Below are 26,702 nucleotides of genomic sequence, written 5' to 3' on the forward strand. Positions count from 1 at the left end.
ATGACCGCTTATCCCATTATCGATCACACCTTCGATGTCGTCGTGGTTGGCGCCGGCGGTGCCGGTTTGCGCGCCACGCTGGAATGCGCCCGTCAGGGCCTGAAGACGGCCTGCATCACCAAGGTCTTCCCCACCCGCAGCCATACGGTCGCCGCCCAAGGCGGTGTCGCCGCCGCGCTCGGCAATATGGGCGAGGATGACTGGCGCTGGCACATGTACGACACCGTGAAGGGCTCGGACTGGCTCGGCGATCAGGACGCCATCGAATATCTCTGCCGCAACGCGCCCGAAGCCGTGTACGAGCTTGAGCATTTCGGCGTTCCGTTCAGCCGCACCGAAGACGGCAAGATCTATCAGCGCGCTTTCGGCGGCATGACCAGCCATTTCGGCAAAGGCATCGCCCAGCGCACCTGCGCCGCGGCCGACCGCACCGGTCACGCCATGCTGCACACGCTGTATGGCCAATGCGTGAAGCATGAGGTGAACTTTTTCGTCGAATACCTCGCCCTCGATCTCATCGTCGAAGACGGCGCGGTGCGCGGCATGATGGCGTGGAAGCTGGACGACGGCACCATCCACCGTTTCCGCGCCCATAAGGTCATTCTCGCCACCGGCGGCTATGGCCGCGTCTATTTCTCCTGCACTGGCGCCCATACCCAGACCGGCGACGGCAATGCCATGGTGCTGCGCGCGGGCCTGCCCTTGCAGGATATGGAATTCGTGCAGTTCCATCCCACCGGCATTTACGGCGTCGGCGTGCTCATCACCGAGGGCGTGCGCGGCGAAGGCGGCTATCTCACCAATTCCGAAGGCGAGCGCTTCATGGAGCGTTACGCCCCGAATGCGAAAGACCTCGCCTCGCGTGACGTGGTTTCGCGCGCCATCACGGTGGAAATCCGCGAAGGCCGCGGCTGCGGCCCCTTGAAGGACCACGCCCATCTGCATCTGTCGCATTTGGACCCCAAGGTCATTCACGAGCGCCTGCCCGGCATCACCGAAAGCGCGCGCATCTTCGCGGGCGTGGACGTGACCAAGGAGCCGATCCCGATCCTGCCGACCGTGCATTACAACATGGGCGGCATCCCGACGAATTATATGGGCGAAGCCGTCACCTTGCATGACGGCAACCCCGATACCGTGATCCCTGGCCTGATGGCGGTGGGTGAAGCGGCTTGCGTCTCGGTGCATGGCGCCAATCGCTTGGGCTCCAACTCGCTGATCGATCTTGTGGTGTTCGGCAAGGCCGCGGGCATTCAGGCCGCCAAGAGCATCGGCGAAAATCCCAAGCATTTCGATCTGCAGAAGAATGCGGGCGAAGCCGCGCTCGAGCGTTTCGATCGCCTGCGCTATGCCAAGGGCTCGACCAAGACCTCCGAGCTGCGCCTTGCCATGCAGAAGGCGATGCAGGAAGACGCCGCCGTGTTCCGCACCGGCGAGGTGCTCGAGAACGGCAAGAAGCGCATCGCCGAAGTCTATAAGGCGAAGGCCGACATCCAGGTGCGGGATCGCTCGCTGATCTGGAACACCGATCTGGTCGAGACGCTGGAATTCGAAAACCTCATCGCTCAGGCCGCGGTCACCATCGCCGGTGCCGTCAACCGCACCGAAAGCCGCGGCGCGCATGCGCGCGAGGACTTCCCGAACCGCGACGACAAGGAATGGATGAAGCACACCCTGGCGTGGCTCAATAACGAAACCGGCGAAGTCACCCTCGACCAGCGCCCGGTGCATAGCTACACCCTCAGCAACGACGTAGAATACATCCCGCCCAAGGCGAGGACGTATTGAGCGGCAGGTAGCTTGGGGGGAAGATGTGGGGGAAAATCAACAACTTTGGAAAGAGCACTTTCAAATCCAATCAATGGTCGATTTGGACTTCGTTATCGGCCAAATGATTGGCTACCCGATAGGCATGACGCGCGACAGCCCTGCAGAGTTTCGCAGGCGCGTCACAGCGGCGGGAATTTCCTACTTTCTTCAATTGCGCTCCATCGATTACGCACTTAGGCGCTACGTCGAGCCTGCAATGTACGAAGAGATGAGCGTCACATGCGGGGATCAAACTAGCGACTATCTGCGGAACTGCTCCGATGTGATGGTGGAGGAACTTAAGCTTCTACACACCACGGAAGAACTTACGTTCGGGATATTCGCAGCTGAAATCTCGCTTTATAGGGTCCCTCATGCCCTAGATACGGCGCGTATGTTGGCGAACCGAGGTCTTTTGCTTGAGATGTTGCCGATACTGCGTCTTTGCCTCGAGATGATTGCGTGGGGTGCTGCCGCATTTAGTTTAAGTGACGATGAAAAAATAAAAGCACTAAAGGCACAGAGATGCGTTTCTCAGCTTAAGCCAGTCTACGCCACAGCTGGAAAGCTTTACGGTTACCTTTCACGTTTCACCCACTGGGGATTTGAGGTCCATCGCGAATTCCTCATTACCGAAGAAGACCATGTTGGCGTTCTGAATGCGTCTGTTCGCTATCGCGCCATAGGGCTCTCACTCTGCTTAGTGGTACTTGATGTAATGATGGCAGTTATCCGCCACTTATACCCAAGCGAGTGCGATAGGATTATGTGCCGCATACAGGGGGAACAACTGGATGACAATAACCGCAACACGGCCAAGCATCTAGCCGACATTGTTAATCTCACCGACTTGGAGGAGATTAGAGAGATACGACAACTTATGTTTTCGTGAACTAAAACCGTCTAACACTAAATATATGTCAGAGCAAAATGCTGTTCCCCTGGCGGGTTATGTGCGGCAGCGCTTGGGCTATCACGGTTTATTCCGCAGCCATCTTCTTTCCGCGTTGCAGGATTTGCAGCGCTTCCGCGATCACATCGGGATGCTTGCTGGCGAATTGGATATTGTAACCGACTGGCTCGCCATCCTCACCGATATCGACCGCGAAATCGCGATCATCATGAGCGATAGTGTCGACCACATGGCCCTCACGCAGCGTGATATACATGCTGTCGGTGCTCTGGTCATAGATGACGGGATCGCTCATGGCCTGAAATTCCTGTCGAGAAAGGCGTTGTGGACGGTCTCTTCATCGGCAAGCGTTACGACGCGCAGCCATCGCTCCAATTCCGCAATATAGCCCCAGTACCGGATGCGTCCGTTCTCCTCGCGCTCTTTCCGGGCGGGGGCCTCTAGCACAGAGATTACCATTTCCGGCCGGATCATCCAACGCCCGGGCTTCTGGAGAACAGCTCTTTCAAAATATTGCGTTCGCCAGAAAGGCGGCGGCGCTAACCTTTCCGGCTCGGGCGTGCTCAGATCAGGCATTAGAAACCTCGAAGACGCAATTTTACCGCGAAATGCCGGAATGGCAAAGGGCGCCAATTCCGGCGGAAATCGCGCCTCCCCCTCACCTCCTGCGCACCGTCATACTGGCAAACACGCCATCGCGGAAGACGAGCGCGTGCATCAGGGCGGCGCCGAGATGGGCGAGGATCACCGCAAACAACGTGAAGGCCAGCACCGTGTGCACTTGGCGCAGCGTTGCATACAGCATCACGTCATGTGGCACGATGTGAGGCAGATGCCAGCCGCCAAAGAGCACGATGGGATCACCCGCGGCTGACAGCATCGCCCAGCCCACCAGCGGCAGCGCGAACATTAATCCGTATAGCACCCAATGCGAGCCATGGGCCGCGAGGCGCAGCACAAGCGGCATACCCTCCGGCAAAGGTGGGGGCGGATTGAAGAGGCGGTTGATCAGACGCACCGCCGCCAGAAGCAAAATCAGCGCCCCCAGCGGACGGTGTATCGACACAAGCTGGTGATAATCGGCCAGCGAAGAGACCATGGCGATGCCGATAAACAGCATGGTGAGGATCAGCGCCGCCATCAACCAATGCAAGGCGCGCGAGAAAATCGTGAAGGTCATCTTTAAGCTCCTTGGCGGGCGGGCGGTTGCACGGCGCTGGGACTTTTGGGCTCGCCCGCGCGGCGCCGGAACGACACCGAATAAGCCGCCGACCGTGCCGAGAGCAGCGGATCGTCCGAGGGCTGAATACCGTGCGGCAGCATCATCGGATCGAAATTGATATCGCGGCAATTGCCGTCTTCTTCCGCCGTCAGCGCCGATACCGTCAGCACGCCCGCATCGATTTTCACCCGGTCTTTCGGCCACATCTTGCTGGCATCATTGGTGGGATCGCCGGGCGCCCCGATGGTGACGATCAGATGCCATTGCACTGGGCCTTTGGCGAGGCGCCGTTCGAGATCGGTGAAGAGAAAATTCTGGTCGCTTGGGGCAGTCTTGAGCGCGGGCTGAAACGGCTCGACCGGCACCATCGCCCAGCGCACCGGCGTTTTCTTGCCCGCCGCATCGACAAATAAAAACGCGTTCAAGCTTTCATAGCGGTCATCGGCAAAGCCTTTGGAAAACGGCGTCGCCTTGATGATCGCGATGGCTTGCACAGCTTCGGGATGCTTCTTCAGAAACGCCGGAAACGCAGCAGGATCGGGCTTGCCGTTCGGCCCCGGCTTGGCTGTGGAGACCTGATCGTAAAAGCCCTGCACATCCTTCACTGGCAGCACCGGAATATCATTCATGCCCGTGCGCCAGACCTCGCCATTGGATGTAGTGAAATTGAGCGCCATGCTGCGCACGGTGGAGGGCGTATCGGGCGTCCGTGGCATGCCGCCTGCGAGCGCGAAGCGGCCAAACACCGGCACCGTGCCCGGCTTGAACACCACAGCATCCGAGATCGCGGCCGCATCCCCGCTCGCCTGGAAAGTCCCGGCGAGACAGACGCCTTTGGTGTGATTGCGCCGGAAGCCGGGATGAACGCCATTGACCGCTTCAAAAGTATTGATGATGCGGGTCTGGGTCAGCCGGTGCGAGAAAAGTCCACCCGCCCAAGCGAAAGCCGTGGCCGCACCCAGCACCACCGCACCAATCCCGGCCATGGCCAGCATCGCACGCGGGTTCAGCACGGCGCGCAAACTATAGCGCTCCTTTGCGTAAGCATTCTTCTCTTGGTTTGGTGGCATGAAGTCTTCTCCACTGGTGTTGAAGGCCATTCGTGCAGCCGTGAGCACCGGTTACACGTCACCTATCCGAAATCTTGCACAACCGAGGGGAGATTTCACGCAACTTCGCACCTAAATTCCGGAGGGTGGCTTCCTGTTTGTACGCTTTGCATACAAGATCACTTGGCGCCAACCGCTGATGGAGCGCGCCATGGCTCTTCACATCCGCCTACCAGCACTGTCCTGCATCGCACTGCTTCTGCTCACGGGCTGCAGCAGCGAAACCCTGTTCCGCTCCGACTTCTCACCCAGCACCATCGGTGATCCGCCTGCGCAAACCCAACCGGTCGGCACACTGAAAGTCTGGGGGCCGGGCGTCACGGTGGTGGCTGCGCCGCCTGATGCGTCGCCGTCCGGCAAATGGGTCGAGATCACCCGCACCACCAGCCCCACGGCGACGCCGGGCATCCAGGGTCAATTCACGCGCCAAGCGGGCGACGGGATCTATACCTTCAGCGCCGTGCTTTATCTTCCAACCGGCTCCAATGGCCCATCAACGATCCAGTTCGAGCGGTCCGGCGCCACAGACTTCAAAAGCTTTCTGCATCTGGATTTCATGGCCGACAACACGGTGCGGATTGACGACGGCTATAACGGACCCAATTTCGGAAATTTTCCGCGCAACAAGCCCTTCGGCGTACAGGTCACGCTCAACATCAACGCAAGCCCGAGCGCGCATATCGTGCTTTATGGCGACGGCGCCTCGGGCACGGCGGATTGCACCGTCCTTCCACCCTTCAGGGGCGATGCGCATCTCTTCGGCGCGGTTCGAGCCTGGATCGGCTTTCCCAATGAAGGCACCTTCGACATCACCAATATCGTGGTGACGAAACGAAACAACTGATCCGCGCACGCAAAATATTTCCGCCGTCCCCACTTTCTGCTTTGACGGCAGGCTGTAGGATGCATATTCGCATTTCCTCGCACCGGATCTCATGTCTTTCTTGCGCGCCACCGGGCCGTTCGCGGCGGTATCGTTCATTGCTGTCATCATGGGCGCCATCACGGCCCATTTGCATGGCGTCGGCCCGGCGCTGATCGCGCTGAATCTTGCAGCCTGGGTGATCGGCCTCAGCGCGGCCTTCGCACTCTCCAAGGCGAGCCCCCAAACAGCCCTGCCGCTCGCAATCCTCGCCACTGCCGCCCTCGCCACCACACTAGCATCGCCCGGCATGGAGGGCGTGCATCGCTGGATCGGTTTAGGCCCCCTCAAGCTCAACGCTGCCGAGGCCGTGTTGCCGCTGGCCTTGGTGGCGCTCGCCAGCCTTACCACCAACTCACGTGCGCGCCTGCTGTTGCCCGCCGCAATCGCCGTGCTCTTAGCCAAACAGCCGGATGCCTCTCAGGCGTGTGCTTTCACGGGGGGCGCGCTGGCGCTGGTCCTCACCACAGCCCAGCCCGTTATTCTCCGGGCGCTTACTATTGTGGCGATGATTGCCGCTGCCACGCTCGCTTGCCTTCTGCCAGATCCTTTGGCGCCAGTGCCATATGTGGAGGGTATCATCGGCCTCGCCGCGCAAAGCTCACCTATACTCGCCGCTCTCACCGTTCTGGCGCTCGCCGCCATTCCCCTGCTGATTGCCAATGCCGCCCGCAGCAGCAACACACCAGCCCCATATCGCCTTGGCGCACTGTCCCTCGCCATCTATTTCGCCCTCGCCTCCATCGCGTCTGCTCTTGGCGCTTTTCCCGTGCCGCTTATCGGCATAGGGCTCAGCCCCATTCTCGGTTTCTGGCTGGGGATAGGCTTTCTGACCGCGCTGAAGAAAAACTGATCCTCATTCCCAGCGCCGCCCAGCAGACATTCTGTCAAAACTCCATCACCGAAGCGTCACACGGAATCGGCAAAGTTCCGCTACGCGGGCGCAACACCCGGCTATGTGGAGGCGGAAATGAAGGGGCTTCTGTCATCGCTTTCGGCGGCAACGCTGGCGGCCATGCTGTCGGTGCCAGTGCAAGCCGCCACCGAAGAACCCACTTCCAGCGCCTGGCAATGGCTGGAGCTCATCGACCACGGCAAATATAGCGAGAGCTGGGCGGAAGGCTCGGCTTTATTCCGTGCACGGATCACTGAGCGCTCCTGGGAATCCAAGATTCAGATTTTTCATGATGCCGTGGGAAGCATCGTTTGGCGCGATGTCTTGGGCGTTTCCTCCGTCGCCGATCCCAAGGGCCTGCCGAAGGGCCTATACCAAGTCGTGCATTACAAATCGAAATTCACCGACGCGCGCGGAAAGAAAAGCGAATACGAGGAAACCGTCACCCTCATTCTCGAGAACGGGCTTTATCGGGTCGCGACCTACGACGTCAAATAGCAAAGCCGCCGCTGACAGCGGAACCATTGTCCGAGACCCCGCGTTCACCTCCCGCGAAACGGTGTGTGGGAGCGGTCATGAGCCTTGTTCTGATCATCATCTTGGTACTTCTGATCGTCGGCGCATTCCCGAGCTGGCCTTACTCCTCCGGCTGGGGCTATTACCCGTCGGGCGGTCTGGGCCTCGTGCTGCTGATTATCCTCATTCTGGTCCTGATGGGGCGGCTATAGCGCCCCAACGGCACCTTCAGTGGTCAAGGTTGCGGCCAAGGTTACGGGAAGTTCAGCCTGCAATTTGCCGAAATCCGTTCAGGGCGCGTTCAGCCTCGAAATATGATGCTATAGTCAGCATCTACCAAAGGAGTGCTTCGCGTGTTGAGGAAACTGTTGATGGCGGGGGCCACCCTCGCAGTTCTGAGCGGGGCCGCGCTGGCGCAACCTTACCCAGTCCCCCCGGGCGCCGATCCCGAAGGCTATTACAGCCGCTCCGACCGTGACGGCTATTACGACCGCCGCGGCCAATATCATCGCTTCAGCGAGTACCGTGATCGCGATCGCGATAATTACCGCGACCGCGATAGCTATAGCCCGCCGCCACCTCCGCCGGACTATGATCGCGACGCCGCCTATGTGCGGGACTGCCGTAATCAGAACTCCTCCAACAAGACGGTCGGCACCATCTTCGGCGCCCTCGCGGGCGGCCTGATCGGCGGCGCAGCCAGCCATGGCAATGGCGGCGCAGTGGTCGGCGGCGCGATCCTGGGCGGTCTCCTCGGCAATGCGGTCTCCAAGGAGATCCCCTGCGAAGACCATCCTTACGCCTTCCGCGCCTACTCCACCGGCCTCAACGGCGATCTTGGCCGCCGCTATGAGTGGCGCCATGACGACAACTACGGCTACTTCACCCCGCAGCGGGAATTCTATCGCGGTCGCACCGTCTGCCGTTCCTGGAGCGAGACGAGCTATGTCCGTGGCCGGGAATACACCCGTTCCGGAACCGCCTGCCGCCAGACCGACGGCAACTGGCGTTTCGACGACTAGGCCCCAATACACCAGAAGCGTGAAGAAAGGCCCGTTTATGCGGGCCTTTCGCATTTATTCGGTCCAATTCAAGCATTGAGTAAGGTTTAAAATCTAGGCTAGGCGCCGCAAGAACCGGCTTTTCGAGTGTATGGAATCGACCTGGACGATCCGCGTGAACGAACGCAGCTTCGGGCCTTACACGCTCGAGCAGATGCGCGTCTTCACCACTGAGGGACGTCTGGCCCCCCATTCCCTGGTGGCCCGCGGCAGAGGTAGCGATTACCGTATGGCCGCCGAAGACGCCGAACTCGCCACGCTCTTTCGCCCGGCCGCCATACCCCAAGCGCCGCGCCCGGTCTTTTTCACGGCCGAAGGCGATATCGGCCAGTCTCAAAAGCGAGACGCCGAAGCCTCGCAGTTCTCCCGCTTCCTGGTCCTCGCGGATATGAAATCGCGCTCCATCGCGGGGCTCGAGGAAGAGATCTTCCGTTTCGGACGCGCGGTGCCGCTGATGCCGCAAGCCTGGCTCCTTATCACCGACCAGTCCCTTAATGCCGTGCGCAATTGCCTGATCCAGAAACTCGGCCGTATTGATACGCTGTTCGTGGTGGATATCGCCCGCAACAAGGCGGCGTGGTCAGGCTATGGATTGGAAGCCGATTCCCGCATTCGCCGGGTCTGGCAGGAAGCCATCAAACAGACCGCCGCCGAGTAACCGTGCTATGCTCCCGTTAGAGGGAGTTTCGCCGTGCTCACCAGACGACGCCTGATCATCGCCGCGCCGGGATTGCTCAGCGCCTGCGCCACACAAGCTTCCACCGACAACCTGATCAAGGTCACTGCCAAGCCCGGATCGACCACAGGAGAAGTGGCATTCGAGGGCCAGCGCTATCCCTGCATGCTCGGACGTTCAGGCATCGTCAGCGCCAAGCATGAGGGCGATGGCGGCACGCCTGCCGGCGTTTTCCCGCTGCGCCGCGTCTATTACCGCCCCGACCGGCTGGTGCGCCCGGGGACCGCCTTAAGGGCTCAAGCGCTGTCGCCAAATGATGGCTGGTGCGATGCGTCAGGCGATCCCAACTACAACAAGCCCGTAGTTTTGCCCTATGCAGCCAGCGCAGAGGCGCTGTGGCGGCAGGACGGGGCTTATGACGTCTTCGCGGTGATCGGCTACAATGATGCGCCCATCGTGCCCGGCGCGGGCAGCGCCATATTTCTGCATGTGATCCGGCAAGACGGCGCGGTGCGCTTACCCACTGCGGGCTGCGTGGCACTGGAAAGGGAGCACCTTCTCGAATTGCTCTCGCACATCCGCCGCCAGACGCAGATCCGTATCGGCTAATTATTTCGCCAATGGACTACTTGGAAAGCATGCGGGCGGCGGTGGCCAGCGCATTGCTCCGGCGACGGCGATCGCGCCACAGCCGTGCCATCACATCCGTCATCCCCCCCAGAAACGCGATGGCGACGATGATGAAGGTGAGAATGGAGGTACGGCGCTGCTGCTGTTCGGTCTCCGCTTGATGGGCCTTCAGCGCCTTCAATTCGGCGCTGCGCATTGCTTCCAGCCCATTCAGCACCTCATAGCGCTTCTGACGCTCGACCGGATCGATGATCACCGCAGCGACCTCGGCGGCGTGTTTCGGCCCTAGCGCCACCAGCTTTTCATACACCGCCGCATGCGCTTTCAATTTCTCTTTCAGTGCAGCAAGACCTGCCTGCTGCTGCGGACCAACGAGCGGCATCAGCTCGTCTAGCACGACCTTCAACCGGCCTTGCTTCTGGTATTCATGATCCAGGAAAAGAACCTGCCCGGTAAGCGCATAACCGCGCGCAGAATAATCGACACCGATGACGAGGCTGTTGATCTCTTCAATCTTCAGAAGCGCTGAGGTTGTGCGCTCCATATCGCGATTGGATTGGCGCAGCTTGGCCTCGGCGGAAAACAGAAGCGCCGCCGCCGAGGCTAGAAGCACCAGCCCGGTCACCAGCATCGCCTTACCGACTTCGGAAACATTCATCCGGTCAAGCATAGAAGGGCTCACTGTGCCGCTTTCCATAGAAGGGTCCACATCCTCTATACCCGCCAGCATTACATAGTTGTTAACACTGACAATGGCACGCGGATGGCACTCGCGGCAAGTTTGGTCACCCGATCTTTACCAAATCGCGACGATAGCGCGCTGATTTTTCAACATAAACGTGTGAAGCATCTTTTAGTGCCTTTCGCTGCTCTTCATTCAGCGTGCGGATGACCCGCCCCGGCGCGCCCACAATCAACGAGCCTTCTGAATAAGCCCGTCCTTCGGGGACCAAGGCATTCGCGCCGACCACGCTATACGCGCCGATGATGGCACCGTTTAGAAGTGTGGCACCCATGCCGATGAGCGCATGATCACCCACGCGCGCGGAATGAATGGTTGCGCTATGCCCGACCGTCACACCTGCCCCCAGCACAATCGGCTGACCTGGGTCTGTATGTAATACAGCGTTATCCTGCACATTGCTGCCCTCGCCTAATGTGATCCAATCATTGTCGCCACGCAGCACCGCGCCAAACCACACGCTCGCATTTCTGAGCAGCCGCACACGTCCAATCAGCACCGCGTTTGGTGCGATGAAGTATTCGCCGTCTGGCGGCAGTTCGGGCGAGACGCCATCGATGGAATAAAGCGGCATGACTGACAATCCTCAAACGATGATAAAAGCGGCGCAGTGCTGCTTCGTTCATCATTATGCCAGTTATATGACGCGGCGAAATAACCGAGGCGCAAAGGCGCTGCGATGATATTCTAAACACAGTCGCGTGATTCGAACTGATCACAGCGGAGGCGAAAACCGGTGCGGCGTTGCACAGTGGAAATTTCGAGCTTCCAACGGCCTTCCCGCCGCATCCTTCACGCACCGCATCACGCAACTGTCCCCAACAATGGCGTCTGTAAGTTGACCAGGGAGTACCCATGGCCAAGCGGTCTGCGCGTTACAAAACTCGCGAACTTTCAACGAGCGAAAACGTCCATCGATTGTTTCCGTCCAGCGGCGGGCGAACCCCGCGTGACGACGGGGCACGCGATCGAAAATATGTAAAAAATGTCCGGGCCATGAGCCCGGCGCAGCAATTGCTGCTCAATGCGCTTGAGGAGCGCAGCGTTACCCTCGCTTTGGGGCCTGCGGGCACCGGCAAAACCTATCTCGCCATCGCCAAAGGTGTTGAAGCCCTCGAACAGGGCCGGGTCAGCCGTATGGTGCTGTCACGTCCTGCGGTGGAAGCAGGTGAAAGTCTCGGCTTTTTGCCAGGCGATCTTGAACAGAAGCTGGCGCCTTATCTGCGCCCGCTTTACGACGCCCTCACGGAGCGGCTTGGCACCAAGCGTATGAAGGCGCTTTTGGCCGAAGGGGTGATTGAAATCGCTCCCGTCGCCTATATGCGCGGGCGCACGCTCAATGACTGCTTCGTGGTCATCGATGAGGCGCAGAACTGCACCTATACCCAGATCAAGATGCTGCTGACGCGTCTTGGTTGGCGCTCGACCATGGTGCTGACGGGCGATCCGGACCAGACCGATTTGCTGCCCGGTCTATCAGGCCTCGCCGATGTCGCCGAGCGTTTGGAGAAAGTGCCGGAAATCGCGGTGGTACGGCTCGCGGATGCCGATATCGTGCGTCACCCGCTGGTGGCTGGCATGCTGACGGTGCTCTAGCCCCGTTCAGTGCGCCACATAGAGATTGAGGACGAACAGGCCGAGAGCAAAGCTCCAATAGCCTGCGACGGCAGCCGCCAGCCAAAAGGCGATGCTGGAGCATTTCTTGGCGCGAAAGCTCTTGGCCGCATTGCCGAACAACACGCTCGGCCCAGCCAGCACCATCACGCCGGCATAGACGACCTTGCCAGGCAGGCTCTCAGGCTTGTTCGCAATAAGCCGGTACAGATTGGCGGTGATGCCCGAGGCGGTGAACCCGAAGGCAATCGCGAACAGGATGATGACAAGACCGTGCATGAAACCCCTCGACCAGTTGAGGGATCAACTGCATTGCCTGTGCCCGCTCCGGCCTGCAATTATGTGCCACTACGATACAGATTTCGCGATATCGGCGAGCCCGCGCTAACCAAACCTTGGGCCCGTGCCGATTTGAGCCGAGGCACTAACGGACTTTTGGCGCTTGCCGCATAATACTGGCCTTACCGACTCGGGATTTGGGGGACATGCGCCGGACCGACGACGACGAGACCATCAAGAAGCGCTCCGGCTGGGTCATCCCGCTGGCCGTTTTTCTCGTGACTTTCCTGCTTTCGGCGGGTTTCCTGCTTTTCTATCTCGCGCCGTCCGGGCCGGCCCTGTTCGACAAACAGGTCAATCCGACCGCGCGCAGCGAGATGGTGACGCTGCGCCTGGCGGGCCGCACCTTCTATATCCCTGCCAATTACCTGCTCTATGCGGGCACGCGGCAAGGCGGCGACCGCAAGGATATCGCGATCTTCGCGCTTCTGCCGAACCTCACCGGCTGGTCGAATTGGGATGCGGAGGCCTTCGCCTCCAATAGCGCCGATTCCAAGGTCGTGTATCTCACCATCAAGGCCGATAAGCTGGGCCTGAGCGAGGAACAGAAGCTCGCCCGCGTCTACAAGGATTATCTCGAGCCCGGCTCGGGCCATCCCGGTCCTGCGGGCCTGACGCAATATAGCTTTCGCGAGGATACCGGCTATCGCAGCGAGGACCTCTATGTCGGCCAGGGCGCCAAGGGGCCCATCGTGATGCGCTGCGTGAAACCCTTGCGGGAAGTGCCCAATCCTAGCTGCCTGCGTGAAACCGTGCTCTTTCCCGGTATCTCCCTCTCCTACCGCTTCAAGCGTACGCATTTGGGGGATTGGCAGGAGATCGCGGCCAAAGTCGACCGTCTGATCACGAGCTTTGAGAAAAGCCGCTAAGATTTGCGCACGTAAAGCTCTTCCAGCCGCCGCTTGCGCGGAAACAGCGCCTCGAGCGCCGTGACCACGGCGGGCGCCAGCAAACCGCCGCTCAGCCCAGCCGCGGCGATAACAAAATAAAACGCCACCGCGCCAGGAATAAGAAGCACGGGCAGCGTGAGCATCAACAGCACACCACATACCGCCGCGAAGACCGGACCCGTCTCTTCCAGCATCCGTCCGCGCGCGCCTGCGGGCAGCTCGCCCCTTTGCCGGAAAATCCGCACCTTCGCCAAGCCGCAGAGCGCGAGAAAACTCGTGAGGATGGCTGCTTGCAGGGCCACCGCCCCGCCTTCCGCCGCACGCGGAGCGATGGCGAGAATCCATAAAGCCAAAAGCGCCGCGGCCACAAAAGCCAAGCCCAGCGCAAGTCCTTCGCGCCATCCCCCGCCCGTCCACCAGCCCAGCGCGATCAGCACCGCCGCCGCGCCAAGGGCCATGACGGATGAACCGCTGATATGCGCGCCGTACCAGCTCAAGGTCATCAACACCAAGCAGATCCCGGAAAGGCTCAAGCCCCAGCGCGGTGTGGCAGCGAAAGCAAGTCCTTCAAAAACCCGGCCACGCTCCTCGCGGGCGCGATTGGCCTCGGCGATAAAATCCTCATCGAAATGCAGAAACGACAGCGCCATGGGTAAAAGCAACGTGACCGAGAGCATCACCAAAATCGAATCGGCCGCGATCTGGATAGCCATATCCGGCTTGCCGCTGAGAAGCAGCGTGCCACTCACGGTGGCGAGTGCAGCCGACATCCAGCCCGCGCGCAATGGCCTGCCCTCCGGGCCAGCCTGTAGCAGCAAGGTGAGCCGGTCATCGCTATAGAACAGCGCAGCGGCGAAGCCCAAGCCATAGGCTAAGAACGGCAGCAGGCCAAAATCCGATCCGCTCGACACCGGCGCAGCCCAAATCAGCCCTGGCAGCGGAGCCAAGGCAGTCATGGCCGCGATCAACCAACGGCGCGTTAGTGCATAGCAAGGAAGTATCGCAAGGCAGGCGCCCAGCGCCAGATACAACGCGTTTTGGAAAACCAGGGCTTGGCTGAGCGCCAAACCCGTCGCGATTCCCGTCGCGATGCCCGCCACCGACAGCACAGCCGTCACGGCTGGCATGTGGTGGCGGCGACAAAACTGCTGAGCCCGGCCCGGAAGACCGGTCTCAAGCTCCATCATCTTGTTTAGGCTCGGCTGGAAGGTGCTTGCGGAAGATCCATTTCCAGGATCGCCATGTTGAAGGCGTAGGAAATCTCGCCGTCTTCTTCATCCTTGAAGATCACGCCGATGAATTCGCCATTGACCATCACTTCCGCCGAATCGGGCGCCTTGGGACGCTCGACAACGGTGATGGTGTCCAAACGGAACAGATTCCGCAGGTATTTCTCGACACGCCAAAGTTCGTTACGGGTCACGCTCGTCTCCTTATGGCCGGGTTTCTTGCCCCAGCCTTAACGGCCTCGCGCTGGACTCGCACGGCGGCCCGGAAGGGTCAAGAAGCTTTGTGCCCCTCCGCAAATGGCCGCGGCTACGCAGCCTCAGACCTCGTCATCGATGAACTGATCCATATCCTGGCTCGGCCTTTCGCAGCCAGGGCAGGAAACCACCTTGGCGGGAACGCCCACCGCGGTACAGCGCGGCGGAACAGTCTTGAGAACCACCGAACCGGCGCCGATGCGCGAGTATTCGCCAACCGTGATATTGCCGAGCACCTTGGCGCCCATGGAGAGCAGCACGCCCCGCCCGATCTTGGGATGGCGATCACCGGTTTCCTTGCCGGTGCCACCCAGCGTCACGCCATGCAGCATGGAGACATCATCACCAACCACGGCCGTCTCGCCGATCACCACCCCGGTCGCATGATCGATCATGATTCCCCGGCCGAGCTTGGCGGCGGGATGAATATCGACATCGAAGCGTTCGGAAATGCGGCTTTGGAAAAACAGCGACATGCCTTCGCGCTTTTGCGTCCACAGCCAATGGCCGATGCGATAGCATTCGAGGGCGTGGAAGCCTTTGTAATAGAGGAACGCCTCGGCATAGGAATGGCAGGCCGGATCACGCTCGAACACCGCCGAGAGGTCCGCGCGCACTGCCGCCCCGATCTCTGGGTCGGCGTTCAGGGCCTCATCGAAGATTTCCCGCGCCAGCATGGGGGAGATGTCCTCGTTCCCGACCTTTTTGGCGAGGTGATAGGACAAGGCCGATTCCAGCCGGTCATGTTTCAGGATGGTGGCATGGATGAAACTGGCGAGCGCCGGTTCGCGCGTGGCCAATTCCTCGGCTTCCTTGCGCAGGGCCGACCAGATGGGGTCCACGCTCGCGATTTTTTCCAGGGAAACGGCCATTCTTCTCTCCGTCCCCCATTCTAGCGCAGAGGGCCCGCTATCGCCAAACCGGCATTTCCCTTAGATAGGGGCCAAACGCGCCACTGCCAAGCCGCCACAGGAGCCTATGGACAGCCCCCCGCCCTTCAATGTTTCCGCCCCTAAAGCCCTCGACCTCCTTCTGACCCGGCGTTCGGGCTCGGCCAAGGCCATGACAGGGCCCGGCCCCGGCCCCGAGGAACTTGATGCCATTCTGAAGGCCTCCGCCCGCGTGCCCGATCACGGCAAGCTCGCGCCTTGGCGCTTCGTGGTGTTCGAAGGCGACGCCCGCGCCCGCTTCGGCCAGCTTATTGCGGACGCCCTCGCAGAGACCGAAAAAGTCAGCGATGAGCGCAGCGCCAGCGAGGCCGCCCGCCTGATGCGCGCCCCGGTCGTGGTGGCGGTGATCAGCCGCGTGCGCGAGGCGATTCCGATTCCCGAATGGGAGCAGGTCCTCTCCGCCGGCGCCGTCTGCCAGAACATGCTGATCGCGGCACATGCGCTGGGCTATGTCGGCAATTGGCTGACGGAGTGGTACGCCTATCACCCGGTGGTGAAAGAGCGCATGGGCCTGAAACCCGGCGAACGCATCGCAGGCTTCATCTACATCGGGACCAGCGCCATCGAGCTTGAGGAACGCATCCGTCCCGATCTCGAGAAAATCGTTACGCGGTTTTGACGTCGTCCCATTCGGGCTGAATCGTGCGCCCTGGGGGCATACGGAGCCACACCGTCGTGCCCCTGCCCGGCTCTGAGTCGATCGACAGCGTGCCGCCATGGCGCTCGGTCAGGGATTTCGCCATGGAAAGTCCCAAGCCTGTGCCTTCGACATTGCGTGCCAAGGGCGATGAAATCTGCCGGAAAGGCTCCAGCGCCACCGGGATCATTTCGGGCTCCATGCCAATGCCCGTATCGGTAATGGAGAGAACGATGCCGCCGTCCGCACCAATCTGGGCGGAAGCTACCACCGCGCCGCCGGGCAGCGTGAATTTCACCGCATTACTCAGAAGATTCAGCAGCACCTGCTTGATGCGCAAGGTGTCGGCGCGCATCGCGGGCAGATCCTCGGGCACCTCTATTGTCAGATCAACCTTGCCCTCTGCCGCCCTCGGATGCACCAGCCGCACACAATCACTGAGTAGCTTGTTGACGTTCACCGGCTCCGAATAAAGCTCCATCTGGCCCGATTCCGATTTGGAGAGGTCCAGGATGTCGTTGATCAGCGCCAGAAGATGCCGCCCCGCACCGAGAATATCATTGGCATATTCGCCATAACGCTTCACCGTATGTGGGCCAAACAATTCCGCGGACAGAACCTCGGAAAAACCGATGATGGCGTTCAGCGGCGTGCGCAGCTCATGGCTCATGAGTGCGAGAAAGTTCGAGCGGGTGCGATCCGCATCCTCCGCCGCCACCAGAGCGGCCTGTAGCTGGGCCTCGCGCTCCGTCAAAATCTGAACCTTGGCCTTGATCAGCGCTTCGCTAGTACCGATGCCGAGATATTGCCCCGCCTGGGTGACCACAAAACACTCGCGCAAAGCGTCGGGATGATCCAGCGTGATCATGTTGGCAAGCTCGCTCACCGTCATCGCTTCGTCCACGATCAGCGCATGCGGGTTGGCCATCGCCAGAATGGGGCGGCGGTCATACAGCTCGGGAATGAAGCGCTGGGAGTAGCGTGCCAGAAAGCGCAACCGGTTCACCAACCCGACCGGGCGGGCCAGATGATCGATCACCGCAACAGCGCTCGGTGCATCGGGCTCTTTCAGCTTCTCATAGATGGCCGCGCAGGTCGCTTCGGCGGGAATAGGTGGAATGGTATCCACCAGCCGCCCGGCGGTCCAATCAAGCTCGACATCAGGCATCGCCAAAGAATGCGAACCGCCGAAAGAACTCATACCCACACACCCACAACACCCGCGGATGGCAAAATAGTTTCTATGCGTTTTCTGCCCGTTAATACGCTCAAGCGCAGCGGCGGCTTTTTTGCGAAGACTTGGTGACAGATTAGAAGAACTATGGAATTCCCAGCAACTTGTGCGTCTGAAGTGAGAGCTTCCACCTGGGATGCGCGAGACAATAGGCAATCGCAGCCTTGGTATTCTCCTCGCGCGCGGGCCCGTCCATCGGCTGCAAGTAGAAGTTTTCGAACATCAGCTTCTCGAACTGGGACGGATCCAGCCCCTGTTGCGGATAGACCAGCTTCAATTCCTGACCGTTCATTTGCACAAGACCAGCCCCAGCCTTAGGACTGATGCAGATCCATTCGATGCCGCGCGGCGCTGCTTGCGTTCCATTGCTTTCGATGGCGATCTCGAAACCTTCGCCGTGCAAGGCTTCGATCAAAGCCTCGTCCAATTGCAGAAGCGGCTCGCCCCCGGTGCAAACGACATAGCGCTGTGTGGTCAAATCGTTCGGCCATAAGGCGGAGACTGCTTTGGCAAGCTCCTCAGCGGTGGCGAATTTCCCGCCGCCCTCGCCATCAGTGCCGACGAAATCGGTATCGCAGAATTGGCAAATGGCATGCGCGCGATCACGCTCCAAGCCGTTCCACAAATTGCAGCCGGAAAAGCGCAAGAATACAGAGGCACGCCCGGCGCGGGCGCCCTCGCCTTGCAGCGTGTAGAAGATTTCTTTAACCGCGTAGCTCACGATTCATGCGCGCGATATTTCGCGTAGCCCTTGGCTCGAAGATCACAGGCAGGGCAGACGCCACAGCCATAACCCCAATCGTGATGATGCTCGCGATCGCCTTCATAACAGGTGACCGTCTCTTCGCGGATGAGATCGATCAGCGCCGTGCCGCCGAGTTCATCGGCAAGCGCCCAGGTCTCTGCCTTGTCGATCCACATCAAAGGCGTGTGCACCGTCACCGGCCGGTCGAGCGCCATGGTGAGCGCCACCGCGCAGGCCTGCACCGTCTTCTCGCGGCAATCGGGATAGCCGGAGAAATCGGTCTCGCACATTCCGCCGACGAGATCTGAAATCCCCCGCCGGTAGGCGAGCGCCGCCGCCGTGGTCAGGAACAGCACATTGCGCCCCGGCACAAAGCTGGTGGGCAGGCCGTTCTGGCCCATCTCGATGGTCATGTTGTCGGTCAGCGCGCTGCCGCCGATCTGCTTCAAGACATCGAGGCTGAAAAGATGATCCTCGCCGAGGCGCGGCGCCCATTCGGGAAAGCCGGCCTTGATCGCGCTGAGCACACGCTGGCGTGCCTCCAGCTCCACACGATGGCGCTGGCCATAATCGAAGCCGATGGTTTCCACGCGTGCGAAACGGGCCAAGGCCCAAGCCAGGCAGGTGGTGGAATCCTGTCCGCCCGAGAACAATACCAATGCGCTGTCAGACATCATGAGGACGGTTTAAAGCCCTGAGCCCGAAGAAGGAAGCGCTTTTACGCCCCAGCCGATTCTGCTCGTGTCTCAGGCGATGGCTGCCCGGTATTCGCGCAAGTTTTCGTCACTCCAGACGCAGCTTGGCGGCAATTCGATGGTGACGGTGGTGCCCTTATGCTCCGCCGAGCGAATGGCGAGCCGCCCGCCATGCAGTTCGGTCAAGGCATGGGCGATGGGAAGGCCAAGGCCGGCGCCTTCGAAGCGCCGCGCCAGCGAGGCATCGGCTTGATGGAAAGGCTGCAGTACGAGCGCGATGGTTTCTTCTGACATGCCGATGCCGCTATCGCAGACCTCGAAATGCACCCCGCCATCTTTCTGAAATGCCGCCGAGAGCCGGATTTCACCGCCTTCCGGGGTGAATTTCAGCGCATTGCAGAGCAGATTTGCCAGCACCTGCGAAAGCCGGTTCTGATCCACATGCAGGCTCGGCATGTCGCTTGGAATATCGATCGTGACGGCCTGCGCCGTGCCGGTAAGATGGCGCGCGCGGTCAAGCGCCGTTTCGGCGACATCTTGCGGCAAGGCGAGTTGCCGGTTCAGCGTGATGGCCGCACCTTCCAGCCGCGCCACGTCCAGCACATCATTGATGATGGCGAGCAGGCGCACACCGCTGTTGTAGATGTCGTTCATATAACCGCGATAAGCCGCGGTTCCGATGGGGCCGAGCATCTCCCGGCGCACCATATCCGAAAATCCCAGAATGGCGTTGAGCGGTGTTTTCAGCTCGTGGCTCATCATGGCGAGAAAGGCATTCTTGGTGGCGTTGGCTTCTTCGGCCCGCTTCAGCCCGCGCTTGATCGCGCGCTCGGCTTCGAATTTCGCCGTAACGTCTTCCACCGTGCCTTGATAGCAGATCAGCTTACCTGACCAGTCACGCACCGCGCGCGCGTTTTCCTTGATCCAGATCGTGGTGCCATCGCGGCGGTGGATCTCGCTGACGAAATCGGAAACTTGATCGTGCTGGGCCATCAGGGCCTGGAATTCGTCGCGGCGCCTTGAATCGACATAGAGCTGTGAAGAGATGTCCGTCAGCCCAGCTTTCATCTCTTCGGGGCTGTCATAACCATAGATGCGCGCCAGGGCCGGATTGACGTCGAGATAATGCCCGTCGGGGGTGGTGCGAAAAATGCCTTCGATGGCGTTATCGAAAAACTCGCGATAGGCGAAATCGGGCGTTAGCAGATGGCGGTCAGATCTCCCCGCGAGCTTACGCAACAGGAAAACGGTCCCTGCCGCTAGGACAAGGAACACCATTACCGTGGCAATTTCGCGCGCCTGCAGCCTGGTTGCCGCGATCCCCACCACCAAACCAAGCAGGAAAAGTGCAGCCGCGCTGGAGGGCGCAGCACCGCTCTGAATAGCCGGAATCGCGCCGCCGACGCGGCTTTTGCCGTGTTTCAGGAACGCATCACCCAAAGACCCCACGCGACAACCTCTGCGGCATCGGTAGATATCCTTACTGATGAGTTCTAAACATCCTCTTGCGACTGGTTCGAAATGCTTGCCTTCGCGCGCGCGGTGCGCCAGTTTCCCTTAAGGATAGGCGCAAGGGGTTGGGAAGGAAACGAAATTGTCGAATTTAGTGCTTTCCGGGACAGGTATGTACGTCCCACCCCATAAGATCAGCAATGAAGAATTGGTCGGTGCGTTTAATGAATACGTGCACCGCTACAATCGCGCCCATGCCAGCGAGATCGAAAACGGCAGCTTGAAGCCGCTGTTGGAATCCTCCCCCGAATTTATTCTCAAGGCCTCGGGCATCAAGAGCCGCTACGTGCTCGACCGCGCCGGCATTCTCGATCCCGAAGTTTTACGCCCGCATATCCCCGAACGCGCCGACGATCAGCTTTCGATCATGGCTGAGATGGCGGTCGCCGCTGCGCGCAATGCGCTTGCCGATGCCGAGAAAAAGCCCGCCGACATCGACGCGGTGATCATCTCTTGCGCCGTCCTGCAGCGCGCCTATCCCGCTATCGCCATTGAAGTGCAAAACGCGCACGGCATCACTGGCTTTGCTTTCGATATGAGCGTTGGCTGCGCCTCGGCAACCTATGCCATGCATATCGCGCGCGGCTTGATTGAGACGGGCGGCGCCCGTGCGGTGCTGGTCTGCAATCCCGAAATCCTTTCGGGTCACGCCAATTTCAAGGAACGCGATAGCCATTTCCTATTCGGTGACGCCGCTACGGCTTTCATTGTGGAACGTGAGGAAACAGCCCAGGCCAGCAATGTCTGGCAGATCGTGTCCTCCAAGCTGAAGGCGCAATTCTCCAATAATATCCGCAATAATTTTGGCTTCTTGAACCGCTGCGCGCCGGAAACCCGCGATACGCCGGATAAGCTCTTCGTCCAGCATGGCCGCAAGGTGTTCAAGGAAGTGCTGCCGCTGGTCTCCCACTTCATCGCCGAACACCTTGAAGAACATCATCTCGGCGCCGCAGAGATCAAGCGCCTCTGGCTGCATCAAGCCAACATCAACATGAACCAGTTCGTCGCCCATAAAGTCTATGGCCGCGACCCGACGGAATCCGAGGCGCCCAATGTGATTGGCGAATACGGCAATACCTCTTCGGCCGGCGCCATAATCTGTTTCCATGAGCACAGCGCCGATCTCTCCCCGGGGGATTACGGAGTACTCTGCACCTTCGGCGCAGGCTATTCTGCAGGCAGTGTCATCCTGAAAAAGCTGAGCTGATGCTGTTTCTAGCGGCGATCCAATGGGGCTATGTGGCCTCGGGCCTGCTTGTCGGGTGCGCCGTCGGATTGACCGGGGTTGGGGGCGGCTCGCTCATGACCCCGATCCTCATTCTCATTTTCGGGATTTCACCCGTCGCCGCTGTGGGCACCGATTTGCTCTATGCCGCTGCTACCAAGAGCGTCGGCTCGGTGGTTCATGGCGCGCACGCCACCATCGACTGGAAGATCGTCCGCCGTTTGGCGTTGGGCAGTGTCCCCGCCGCCATCCTGACCCTGATCGCGCTCAACGCCCTCGGCCTCGATAGCCACAAGGCCAATAAGATTGTCTCAGAGGTGCTGGCGATCGCCCTCCTGGTCACGGCGGGCGCCCTGATCTTCCGCCGCCAACTGCGCGGGCTATACGGCAAAAGGATCGGCCATCTTAGCCCCGCCGCCACCGCCCGCTATACAGTCGCCACCGGCGCCGTGCTGGGGCTGCTCGTGGCTTCGACCTCTGTTGGCGCAGGTGCCTTGGGCGTGACCGCGCTAATCCTGCTGTACCCCGAACTTCCCGCCGTGAAGTTGGTCGGCTCCGACATTGCTCATGCCGTGCCGCTGACCCTGGTTGCGGGGGCAGGCCATTGGTATTTAGGCAATGTAAACTTCACCCTGATGGGCACGCTGCTGATGGGCTCCATCCCAGGCATTCTGATCGGCAGCTATCTCGCCCCCCGCATTCCGGAATGGGTGCTGCGCAGCCTGATGGCTTTCATCCTGGTGCTGGTCGCCATAAAGCTCATGTCATGAGTGCAAAACAGCCCGCAAGGGCTTGGCAGCGCATGCTGTCCGGCCGCCGCCTCGACCTCTTGGACCCTACCCCGGTCGATATCGAAATCGAGGATATCGCTCACGGGTTGGCGCGTGTGGCGCGCTGGAACGGCCAGACCAAGGGCGAACATGCCTTCTCGGTGGCGCAACATTGTTTGCTGGTCGAACGGATTGCGGCGGACATCGCGCCCGCAGGGCTGACCAAGGAAGGCCGTCTGATGGCCTTGCTGCATGACGCCCCTGAATATGTCATCGGCGACCTCATCAGCCCCTTTAAACGGGCTGTTGGTATTAATTACAAAAGCTTGGAGCTGAAACTTCAAGCGGCAATTCATATCCGCTTCGGCTTGCCCGCCAAGCCCTCCGCCGAGCTTGAAAAGCTCTTTAAACGTGCGGATTTGATCTCGGCTTATCATGAAGCGACACAACTGGCGGGCTTTACCCACGAGGAAGCCAAAAAGCACTTCCCCTTGCCGCCCCCCGGCCTGAAGACGCCCCGCCTCATTCCGCTCCCAACCCAGGAGGCCCAGGCAGCCTTTCTGGAACGGTTCCGGAAATTGGGCGGCTAAAACCCGCACGAATTCGCGCACCTAAACGCTTCTACGTGTCATACTGGCGGTCTATCAGAGACGTCATGTCCAAGATTCTTGTCTGTCCCCTGTCCCAAGTTCCCGACATCCTGCGCAGCCATCAGCCGTCGCATGTCATCACCCTGCTCTCGCCGGAATACATGATCGAGACGCCCGGCGGCTTCCCGCCCGAGCGCCATTTGCGGGTCAGCGTCTCCGATATCGTCGAGTGCATGGAAGGCAAGGTGCATCCTTGCGACGACCACATCTCAGCAGTGCTGGAATTTGCCCGCGGCTGGGATGGAAAGCGCCCCATGCTGGTGCATTGCTGGGCGGGCGTCAGCCGCTCCATGGCCGCGGCTTTCTCCATCCTCTGTGACCGGGCCTGGAAGGGCGCCGAATACCGCATCGCGCGCGAGATCCGCGCCCGCGCCCCCCATGCCAGCCCCAACCGCCTGCTCGTCAGCTTGGCCGATGCTTATCTGGGGCGGGACGGCGATATGGTGAAGGCGGTGGAGGCCATGAGCCCGCCCGTTTTCGTGGAAGAAGGCATTTTGGTCGAATTTCCCCTTGCCGAGTTCGGGATCGAAGGGCGCTAATCAGGGATCATGAGCGAACCAGCCAAACATGTGGTGGAGATCGGACTTTCAGCGGCCATTGTCTCGGTCGCGGAAGACAGCCCCACCGTGCTGGTCGTGCATACCCCTTCGGGCGATGACGCCCTGCCGTTCGGCCCCTTCGACCCCATCGCACACCGCACCCTCGAAAGCGGCCTTCGCACCTGGGTGGGCGAGCAGACCTATCTCGATCTCGGCTATGCCGAGCAGCTTTACACCTTTGGCGATCGCGGCCGGCACACCCTGAAACCGGGCGAGAATGCCCGCGTGGTGTCGGTCGGCTATCTCGCGCTGACCCGCCAAGGCGCCGAGAGCAAAGCTCCGGACACGCTGTGGCGGGACTGGTACCGCTTCTTTCCCTGGGAAGATTGGCGCGACGAACGCCCGGCGGTGCTGGACGAGACCATCATGCCCGCGCTCGATCGTTTCGTGGCCGAGGCGCCCGATAAGCCGACTGCCGCCCTTCGCCGGGATCGCGCCCGCCTCTGTTTCGGCACCGACGACATCGGCTGGGATGAGGAAAAGGTTCTGGAGCGCTACGAGCTTCTCTATGAGGCCGGGATCATCGCCGAAAGCGCGCGCGACGGGCGTGTCGCCAAAGAGCATGTCTTGCCGCTTGGGGACCGTATGATGTTCGACCATCGCCGCATTCTGGCGACCGCCATCGCGCGGCTGCGCGGCAAGATGAAATACCGCCCGGTGGTGTTCGAGCTGATGCCGCCCTGCTTTACGCTTCTGGATTTGCAGCGCACCGTTGAGGCGATTTCCGGCACCCGGCTGCATAAGCAGAATTTTCGGCGCCTGGTGGAAGATCAGGGCCTGGTGGAAGGCACCGGAAAATTCGCCGCCCCCGCCCGCGGCCGCCCCGCCGAACTCTTCCGCTTCCGCCGCGAAGTCCTCAGCGAACGCCCGTCGCCAGGTGTGCGTCTGGCGAGACAGAGGGCGGGTTAGCCTCTCCCCTGAGCGCCTTCGCATGCCACGCCACATGCGCGCCGATGAAGCTGGCGATGAAGTAATAACTGTGGTCATAGCCGGAGCGCATATTGAGGACCAGCTTATGCCCCACGGCATCGCAGGCCGCTTGCAACAGATGCGGCTTGAGTTGGGTTTCTAAAAACTCATCGCCCAGCCCTTGCTCGACCAGAAGCGGCAAGCGCTCTGAAGCCGTCTTCACCAGCTCCACCGCGTCATAGGCTTTCCAGGCTTCACGGTCCTCGCCGAGATAGGCGGTGAACGCCTTCTCGCCCCAGGGCACTTGGCTTGGCGCCACGATGGGCGAAAAGGCCGAGACGCTTTTATACCGCCCCGGATTTTTCAGCGCGATGGTGAGCGCCCCATGCCCGCCCATGGAATGGCCGCTGATCGCGCGCGCCTCGGTCGCCGGAAATTCGGCTTCGATCAGCTCCGGCAATTCCTTCACGATGTAATCATACATGCGGAAATGCTTGGCCCAGGGCTCCTCAGTAGCGTTGAGATAAAACCCCGCACCTTGCCCCAGATCATAAGCCGGATCATTGGCGACGCCCTCACCCCGCGGGCTGGTATCAGGCGCCACAAGGATCACGCCATGCTCCGCCGCATAACGCTGCGCGCCTGCCTTGGTGATGAAATTCTGCTCGTTGCAGGTCAGCCCCGAGAGCCAATACAAAACCGGCAGGCGATCCTTTTCTGCGTCCGGCGGCAGATAGACGGAAAAATTCATCGCGCAACCGAGCGTTTTGGACTCGTGGCGATAGACATCCTGATAGCCGCCGAATGAGGCGCGATGCTCGATGCGTTCCATAGCCATCTCAGTAATGGATCACGGAGCGGATCGATTTTCCCTCATGCATCAGATCGAAAGCTTCGTTGATGCGTTCCAGCGGCAGCGTATGCGTCACAAACGGCGCGAGTTCGATCTCGCCGCGCATCGCCTCCTCCACCATGCCCGGCAACTGGCTGCGCCCTTTCACGCCGCCGAACGCGGTGCCTTTCCAGGTGCGACCTGTCACGAGTTGGAACGGACGCGTGGAAATCTCCTGCCCCGCGCCCGCCACGCCGATGATTACGGATTGGCCCCAGCCGCGATGGGCGCATTCCAGCGCCGCCCGCATCACATTCACATTGCCGATGCATTCAAAGGAATGATCGACGCCCCAGCCGGTCATCTCCACGATCACCTGCTGGATCAGCTTGTCATAGTCTTTCGGATTGACGCAATCGGTGGCGCCGAATTGGCGCGCCAGATCGAACTTTGTTGGATTGGTATCAACAGCGATGATCCGCCCGGCTTTCGCTTGCCGCGCGCCCTGGATCACGGCAAGGCCGATGCCGCCGAGCCCGAACACCGCCACGCTGTCGCCGGGCTGCACCTTCGCCGTGTTATGCACCGCGCCGATGCCTGTCGTCACACCGCAGCCGAGCAGACACACCTCTTCGTGATTGGCGGCGGGATTGATCTTGGCGAGTGAGACTTCGGCCACCACGGTATATTCGCTGAAGGTCGAGCAGCCCATATAGTGATAGATCGGCTGGCCGTTATAGGAGAACCGCACCGTGCCATCGGGCATCACGCCTTTGCCTTGGGTGGCACGCACAGCGACGCATAAATTCGTCTTGCCGGATTTGCAGAACAGGCACTCGCCGCATTCGGCGGTGTAGAGGGGGATCACATGATCGCCCGGCGCAACGCTGGTGACACCCTCGCCCACTTCTACCACCACGCCCGCACCTTCATGGCCGAGGATGGCGGGAAACAGCCCTTCCGGGTCATCGCCCGAAAGCGTGAAGGCATCGGTATGGCAGACGCCGGTATGGCTGATCTTGATCAGTACCTCGCCTTTTTTCGGCGGCGCGACGTCAACTTCCACGATCTCGAGAGGTTTTCCAGCTGCAAAAGCAACGGCCGCACGCGATTTCATGAGAA

The 26,702-nt window shown here is 60.5% G+C and carries 33 protein-coding genes; 17 read left to right on the forward strand and 16 right to left on the reverse strand.

The genetic code is table 11. The annotated features are described in order from the left end of the window. Positions 1-1,788 carry a succinate dehydrogenase flavoprotein subunit gene (gene sdhA / locus FHS83_RS17160; RefSeq protein WP_167084379.1) on the forward strand — a complete coding sequence of 596 codons (1,788 nt, stop codon included), beginning with the start codon at positions 1-3 and terminating at the stop codon, positions 1,786-1,788. A gap of 25 nt (positions 1,789-1,813) precedes the next feature. After that, positions 1,814-2,701 (forward strand): hypothetical protein, encoded by an 888-nt coding sequence (locus tag FHS83_RS17165; RefSeq protein ID WP_167084382.1) that lies wholly within the window; start codon positions 1,814-1,816, stop codon positions 2,699-2,701. 88 nt (positions 2,702-2,789) lie between these two features. On the opposite strand, the gene FHS83_RS17170 is transcribed toward FHS83_RS17165, so the two are convergent. From FHS83_RS17170 to FHS83_RS17185, 4 genes are all read right to left on the reverse strand, one after another. Further along, positions 2,790-3,017, reverse strand: a complete 228-nt coding sequence (locus FHS83_RS17170) for a DUF2283 domain-containing protein (RefSeq protein WP_167084384.1) — start codon at positions 3,015-3,017, stop codon at positions 2,790-2,792. After that, a complete protein-coding gene (locus FHS83_RS17175; protein WP_167084386.1) occupies positions 3,014-3,298 on the reverse strand; it encodes a hypothetical protein in 285 nt (94 codons plus the stop codon). Before FHS83_RS17175 ends, FHS83_RS17170 begins: the two co-directional genes overlap by 4 nt. An 82-nt stretch (positions 3,299-3,380) precedes the next feature. Further along, entirely contained in the window at positions 3,381-3,902 is a 522-nt protein-coding gene (locus FHS83_RS17180; RefSeq protein WP_167084388.1) for a cytochrome b, read from the reverse strand. Between the two features lie 2 nt (positions 3,903-3,904). Continuing rightward, positions 3,905-4,939, reverse strand: coding sequence for a catalase family peroxidase (locus FHS83_RS17185; protein ID WP_425061530.1), 1,035 nt, complete (start codon positions 4,937-4,939; stop codon positions 3,905-3,907). Between the two features lie 265 nt (positions 4,940-5,204). Here FHS83_RS17185 and FHS83_RS17190 point away from each other — a divergent pair, with 265 nt between their 5' ends. The 7 genes from FHS83_RS17190 to FHS83_RS17220 all read left to right on the forward strand — a co-directional run bounded on the left by FHS83_RS17190 (position 5,205) and on the right by FHS83_RS17220 (position 9,732). Further along, positions 5,205-5,897 carry a hypothetical protein gene (locus tag FHS83_RS17190; protein ID WP_167084392.1) on the forward strand — a complete coding sequence of 231 codons (693 nt, stop codon included), beginning with the start codon at positions 5,205-5,207 and terminating at the stop codon, positions 5,895-5,897. Positions 5,898-5,988: 91 nt separating this feature from the next. Next, positions 5,989-6,828, forward strand: coding sequence for a hypothetical protein (locus tag FHS83_RS17195; protein WP_167084394.1), 840 nt, complete (start codon positions 5,989-5,991; stop codon positions 6,826-6,828). 117 nt (positions 6,829-6,945) lie between these two features. After that, entirely contained in the window at positions 6,946-7,368 is a 423-nt protein-coding gene (locus FHS83_RS17200; RefSeq protein ID WP_167084396.1) for a DUF4019 domain-containing protein, read from the forward strand. Positions 7,369-7,445: 77 nt separating this feature from the next. After that, positions 7,446-7,598, forward strand: a complete 153-nt coding sequence (locus tag FHS83_RS17205; protein WP_167084398.1) for a DUF3309 family protein — start codon at positions 7,446-7,448, stop codon at positions 7,596-7,598. Positions 7,599-7,757: 159 nt separating this feature from the next. Further along, entirely contained in the window at positions 7,758-8,408 is a 651-nt protein-coding gene (locus FHS83_RS19280; RefSeq protein ID WP_208414925.1) for a hypothetical protein, read from the forward strand. Positions 8,409-8,538: 130 nt separating this feature from the next. Further along, on the forward strand, positions 8,539-9,105 hold the full coding sequence (locus FHS83_RS17215) for a DUF4339 domain-containing protein (RefSeq protein WP_167084399.1): 567 nt from the start codon (positions 8,539-8,541) through the stop codon (positions 9,103-9,105). A gap of 33 nt (positions 9,106-9,138) precedes the next feature. Then, a complete protein-coding gene (locus FHS83_RS17220) occupies positions 9,139-9,732 on the forward strand; it encodes a L,D-transpeptidase family protein (RefSeq protein ID WP_208414926.1) in 594 nt (197 codons plus the stop codon). 16 nt (positions 9,733-9,748) lie between these two features. Here FHS83_RS17220 and FHS83_RS17225 read toward each other — a convergent pair whose 3' ends face one another. Both FHS83_RS17225 and FHS83_RS17230 read right to left on the reverse strand, forming a co-directional pair. After that, positions 9,749-10,423 carry a CHASE3 domain-containing protein gene (locus FHS83_RS17225; protein ID WP_167084400.1) on the reverse strand — a complete coding sequence of 225 codons (675 nt, stop codon included), beginning with the start codon at positions 10,421-10,423 and terminating at the stop codon, positions 9,749-9,751. A gap of 115 nt (positions 10,424-10,538) precedes the next feature. Further along, complete coding sequence (locus tag FHS83_RS17230; protein WP_167084402.1) at positions 10,539-11,069, reverse strand: gamma carbonic anhydrase family protein; 531 nt, start codon at positions 11,067-11,069, stop codon at positions 10,539-10,541. Positions 11,070-11,350: 281 nt separating this feature from the next. On the opposite strand from FHS83_RS17230, the gene FHS83_RS17235 reads away from it, so the two are divergent. Beyond that, positions 11,351-12,091: a PhoH family protein gene (locus FHS83_RS17235; protein WP_167084404.1), complete on the forward strand. Its 741-nt coding sequence runs from the start codon at positions 11,351-11,353 to the stop codon at positions 12,089-12,091. A 6-nt stretch (positions 12,092-12,097) separates the two neighbouring features. On the opposite strand, the gene FHS83_RS17240 is transcribed toward FHS83_RS17235, so the two are convergent. Then, positions 12,098-12,388, reverse strand: a complete 291-nt coding sequence (locus tag FHS83_RS17240) for a DUF6949 family protein (RefSeq protein WP_167084406.1) — start codon at positions 12,386-12,388, stop codon at positions 12,098-12,100. A 206-nt stretch (positions 12,389-12,594) separates the two neighbouring features. On the opposite strand from FHS83_RS17240, the gene FHS83_RS17245 reads away from it, so the two are divergent. Beyond that, positions 12,595-13,317: a hypothetical protein gene (locus FHS83_RS17245; RefSeq protein WP_167084408.1), complete on the forward strand. Its 723-nt coding sequence runs from the start codon at positions 12,595-12,597 to the stop codon at positions 13,315-13,317. On the opposite strand, the gene FHS83_RS17250 is transcribed toward FHS83_RS17245, so the two are convergent. From FHS83_RS17250 to cysE, 3 genes are all read right to left on the reverse strand, one after another. Further along, complete coding sequence (locus tag FHS83_RS17250) at positions 13,314-14,525, reverse strand: hypothetical protein (RefSeq protein ID WP_167084410.1); 1,212 nt, start codon at positions 14,523-14,525, stop codon at positions 13,314-13,316. The two genes, FHS83_RS17245 and FHS83_RS17250, sit on opposite strands and share 4 nt — an antisense overlap. A gap of 5 nt (positions 14,526-14,530) precedes the next feature. Then, on the reverse strand, positions 14,531-14,761 hold the full coding sequence (locus tag FHS83_RS17255) for a DUF3126 family protein (RefSeq protein WP_167084412.1): 231 nt from the start codon (positions 14,759-14,761) through the stop codon (positions 14,531-14,533). A gap of 123 nt (positions 14,762-14,884) precedes the next feature. After that, positions 14,885-15,694 carry a serine O-acetyltransferase gene (cysE, locus tag FHS83_RS17260; RefSeq protein WP_167084414.1) on the reverse strand — a complete coding sequence of 270 codons (810 nt, stop codon included), beginning with the start codon at positions 15,692-15,694 and terminating at the stop codon, positions 14,885-14,887. Between the two features lie 106 nt (positions 15,695-15,800). On the opposite strand from cysE, the gene FHS83_RS17265 reads away from it, so the two are divergent. Continuing rightward, the gene (locus tag FHS83_RS17265) at positions 15,801-16,391 is read left to right on the forward strand and encodes a nitroreductase family protein (RefSeq protein ID WP_167084416.1); all 591 of its coding nucleotides are present in this window, start codon (positions 15,801-15,803) and stop codon (positions 16,389-16,391) included. Here the strand turns inward: FHS83_RS17265 and FHS83_RS17270 are convergent. The 4 genes from FHS83_RS17270 to FHS83_RS17285 all read right to left on the reverse strand — a co-directional run bounded on the left by FHS83_RS17270 (position 16,378) and on the right by FHS83_RS17285 (position 20,532). Further along, positions 16,378-17,610 carry a sensor histidine kinase gene (locus tag FHS83_RS17270; protein WP_167084418.1) on the reverse strand — a complete coding sequence of 411 codons (1,233 nt, stop codon included), beginning with the start codon at positions 17,608-17,610 and terminating at the stop codon, positions 16,378-16,380. The genes FHS83_RS17265 and FHS83_RS17270 overlap by 14 nt on opposite strands. A gap of 118 nt (positions 17,611-17,728) precedes the next feature. Beyond that, a complete protein-coding gene (gene queE / locus FHS83_RS17275; RefSeq protein WP_167084420.1) occupies positions 17,729-18,364 on the reverse strand; it encodes a 7-carboxy-7-deazaguanine synthase in 636 nt (211 codons plus the stop codon). Next, on the reverse strand, positions 18,361-19,065 hold the full coding sequence (queC, locus tag FHS83_RS17280) for a 7-cyano-7-deazaguanine synthase QueC (protein ID WP_208414928.1): 705 nt from the start codon (positions 19,063-19,065) through the stop codon (positions 18,361-18,363). Before queC ends, queE begins: the two co-directional genes overlap by 4 nt. 69 nt (positions 19,066-19,134) lie before the next feature. Further along, complete coding sequence (locus FHS83_RS17285; protein ID WP_167084422.1) at positions 19,135-20,532, reverse strand: ATP-binding protein; 1,398 nt, start codon at positions 20,530-20,532, stop codon at positions 19,135-19,137. A gap of 145 nt (positions 20,533-20,677) precedes the next feature. Here FHS83_RS17285 and FHS83_RS17290 point away from each other — a divergent pair, with 145 nt between their 5' ends. From FHS83_RS17290 to FHS83_RS17310, 5 genes are all read left to right on the forward strand, one after another. Further along, positions 20,678-21,802, forward strand: coding sequence for a beta-ketoacyl-ACP synthase III (locus FHS83_RS17290; protein WP_167084424.1), 1,125 nt, complete (start codon positions 20,678-20,680; stop codon positions 21,800-21,802). 2 nt (positions 21,803-21,804) lie between these two features. After that, on the forward strand, positions 21,805-22,590 hold the full coding sequence (locus tag FHS83_RS17295) for a sulfite exporter TauE/SafE family protein (RefSeq protein ID WP_425061531.1): 786 nt from the start codon (positions 21,805-21,807) through the stop codon (positions 22,588-22,590). Continuing rightward, complete coding sequence (locus FHS83_RS17300) at positions 22,587-23,180, forward strand: HD domain-containing protein (RefSeq protein WP_167084429.1); 594 nt, start codon at positions 22,587-22,589, stop codon at positions 23,178-23,180. Before FHS83_RS17295 ends, FHS83_RS17300 begins: the two co-directional genes overlap by 4 nt. Positions 23,181-23,245: 65 nt before the next feature. Next, complete coding sequence (locus tag FHS83_RS17305; protein ID WP_208414930.1) at positions 23,246-23,779, forward strand: tyrosine phosphatase family protein; 534 nt, start codon at positions 23,246-23,248, stop codon at positions 23,777-23,779. A gap of 9 nt (positions 23,780-23,788) precedes the next feature. After that, complete coding sequence (locus FHS83_RS17310; RefSeq protein WP_167084431.1) at positions 23,789-24,748, forward strand: NUDIX hydrolase; 960 nt, start codon at positions 23,789-23,791, stop codon at positions 24,746-24,748. Here FHS83_RS17310 and fghA read toward each other — a convergent pair. Further along, the gene (gene fghA, locus FHS83_RS17315; protein WP_167084433.1) at positions 24,696-25,580 is read right to left on the reverse strand and encodes an S-formylglutathione hydrolase; all 885 of its coding nucleotides are present in this window, start codon (positions 25,578-25,580) and stop codon (positions 24,696-24,698) included. The genes FHS83_RS17310 and fghA overlap by 53 nt on opposite strands. A gap of 7 nt (positions 25,581-25,587) precedes the next feature. After that, complete coding sequence (locus FHS83_RS17320) at positions 25,588-26,697, reverse strand: S-(hydroxymethyl)glutathione dehydrogenase/class III alcohol dehydrogenase (protein WP_167084435.1); 1,110 nt, start codon at positions 26,695-26,697, stop codon at positions 25,588-25,590. Between the last annotated feature and the right edge of the window lie 5 nt (positions 26,698-26,702).

This window comes from Rhizomicrobium palustre (assembly GCF_011761565.1).
In the GTDB taxonomy this organism is placed as follows: domain Bacteria; phylum Pseudomonadota; class Alphaproteobacteria; order Micropepsales; family Micropepsaceae; genus Rhizomicrobium; species Rhizomicrobium palustre.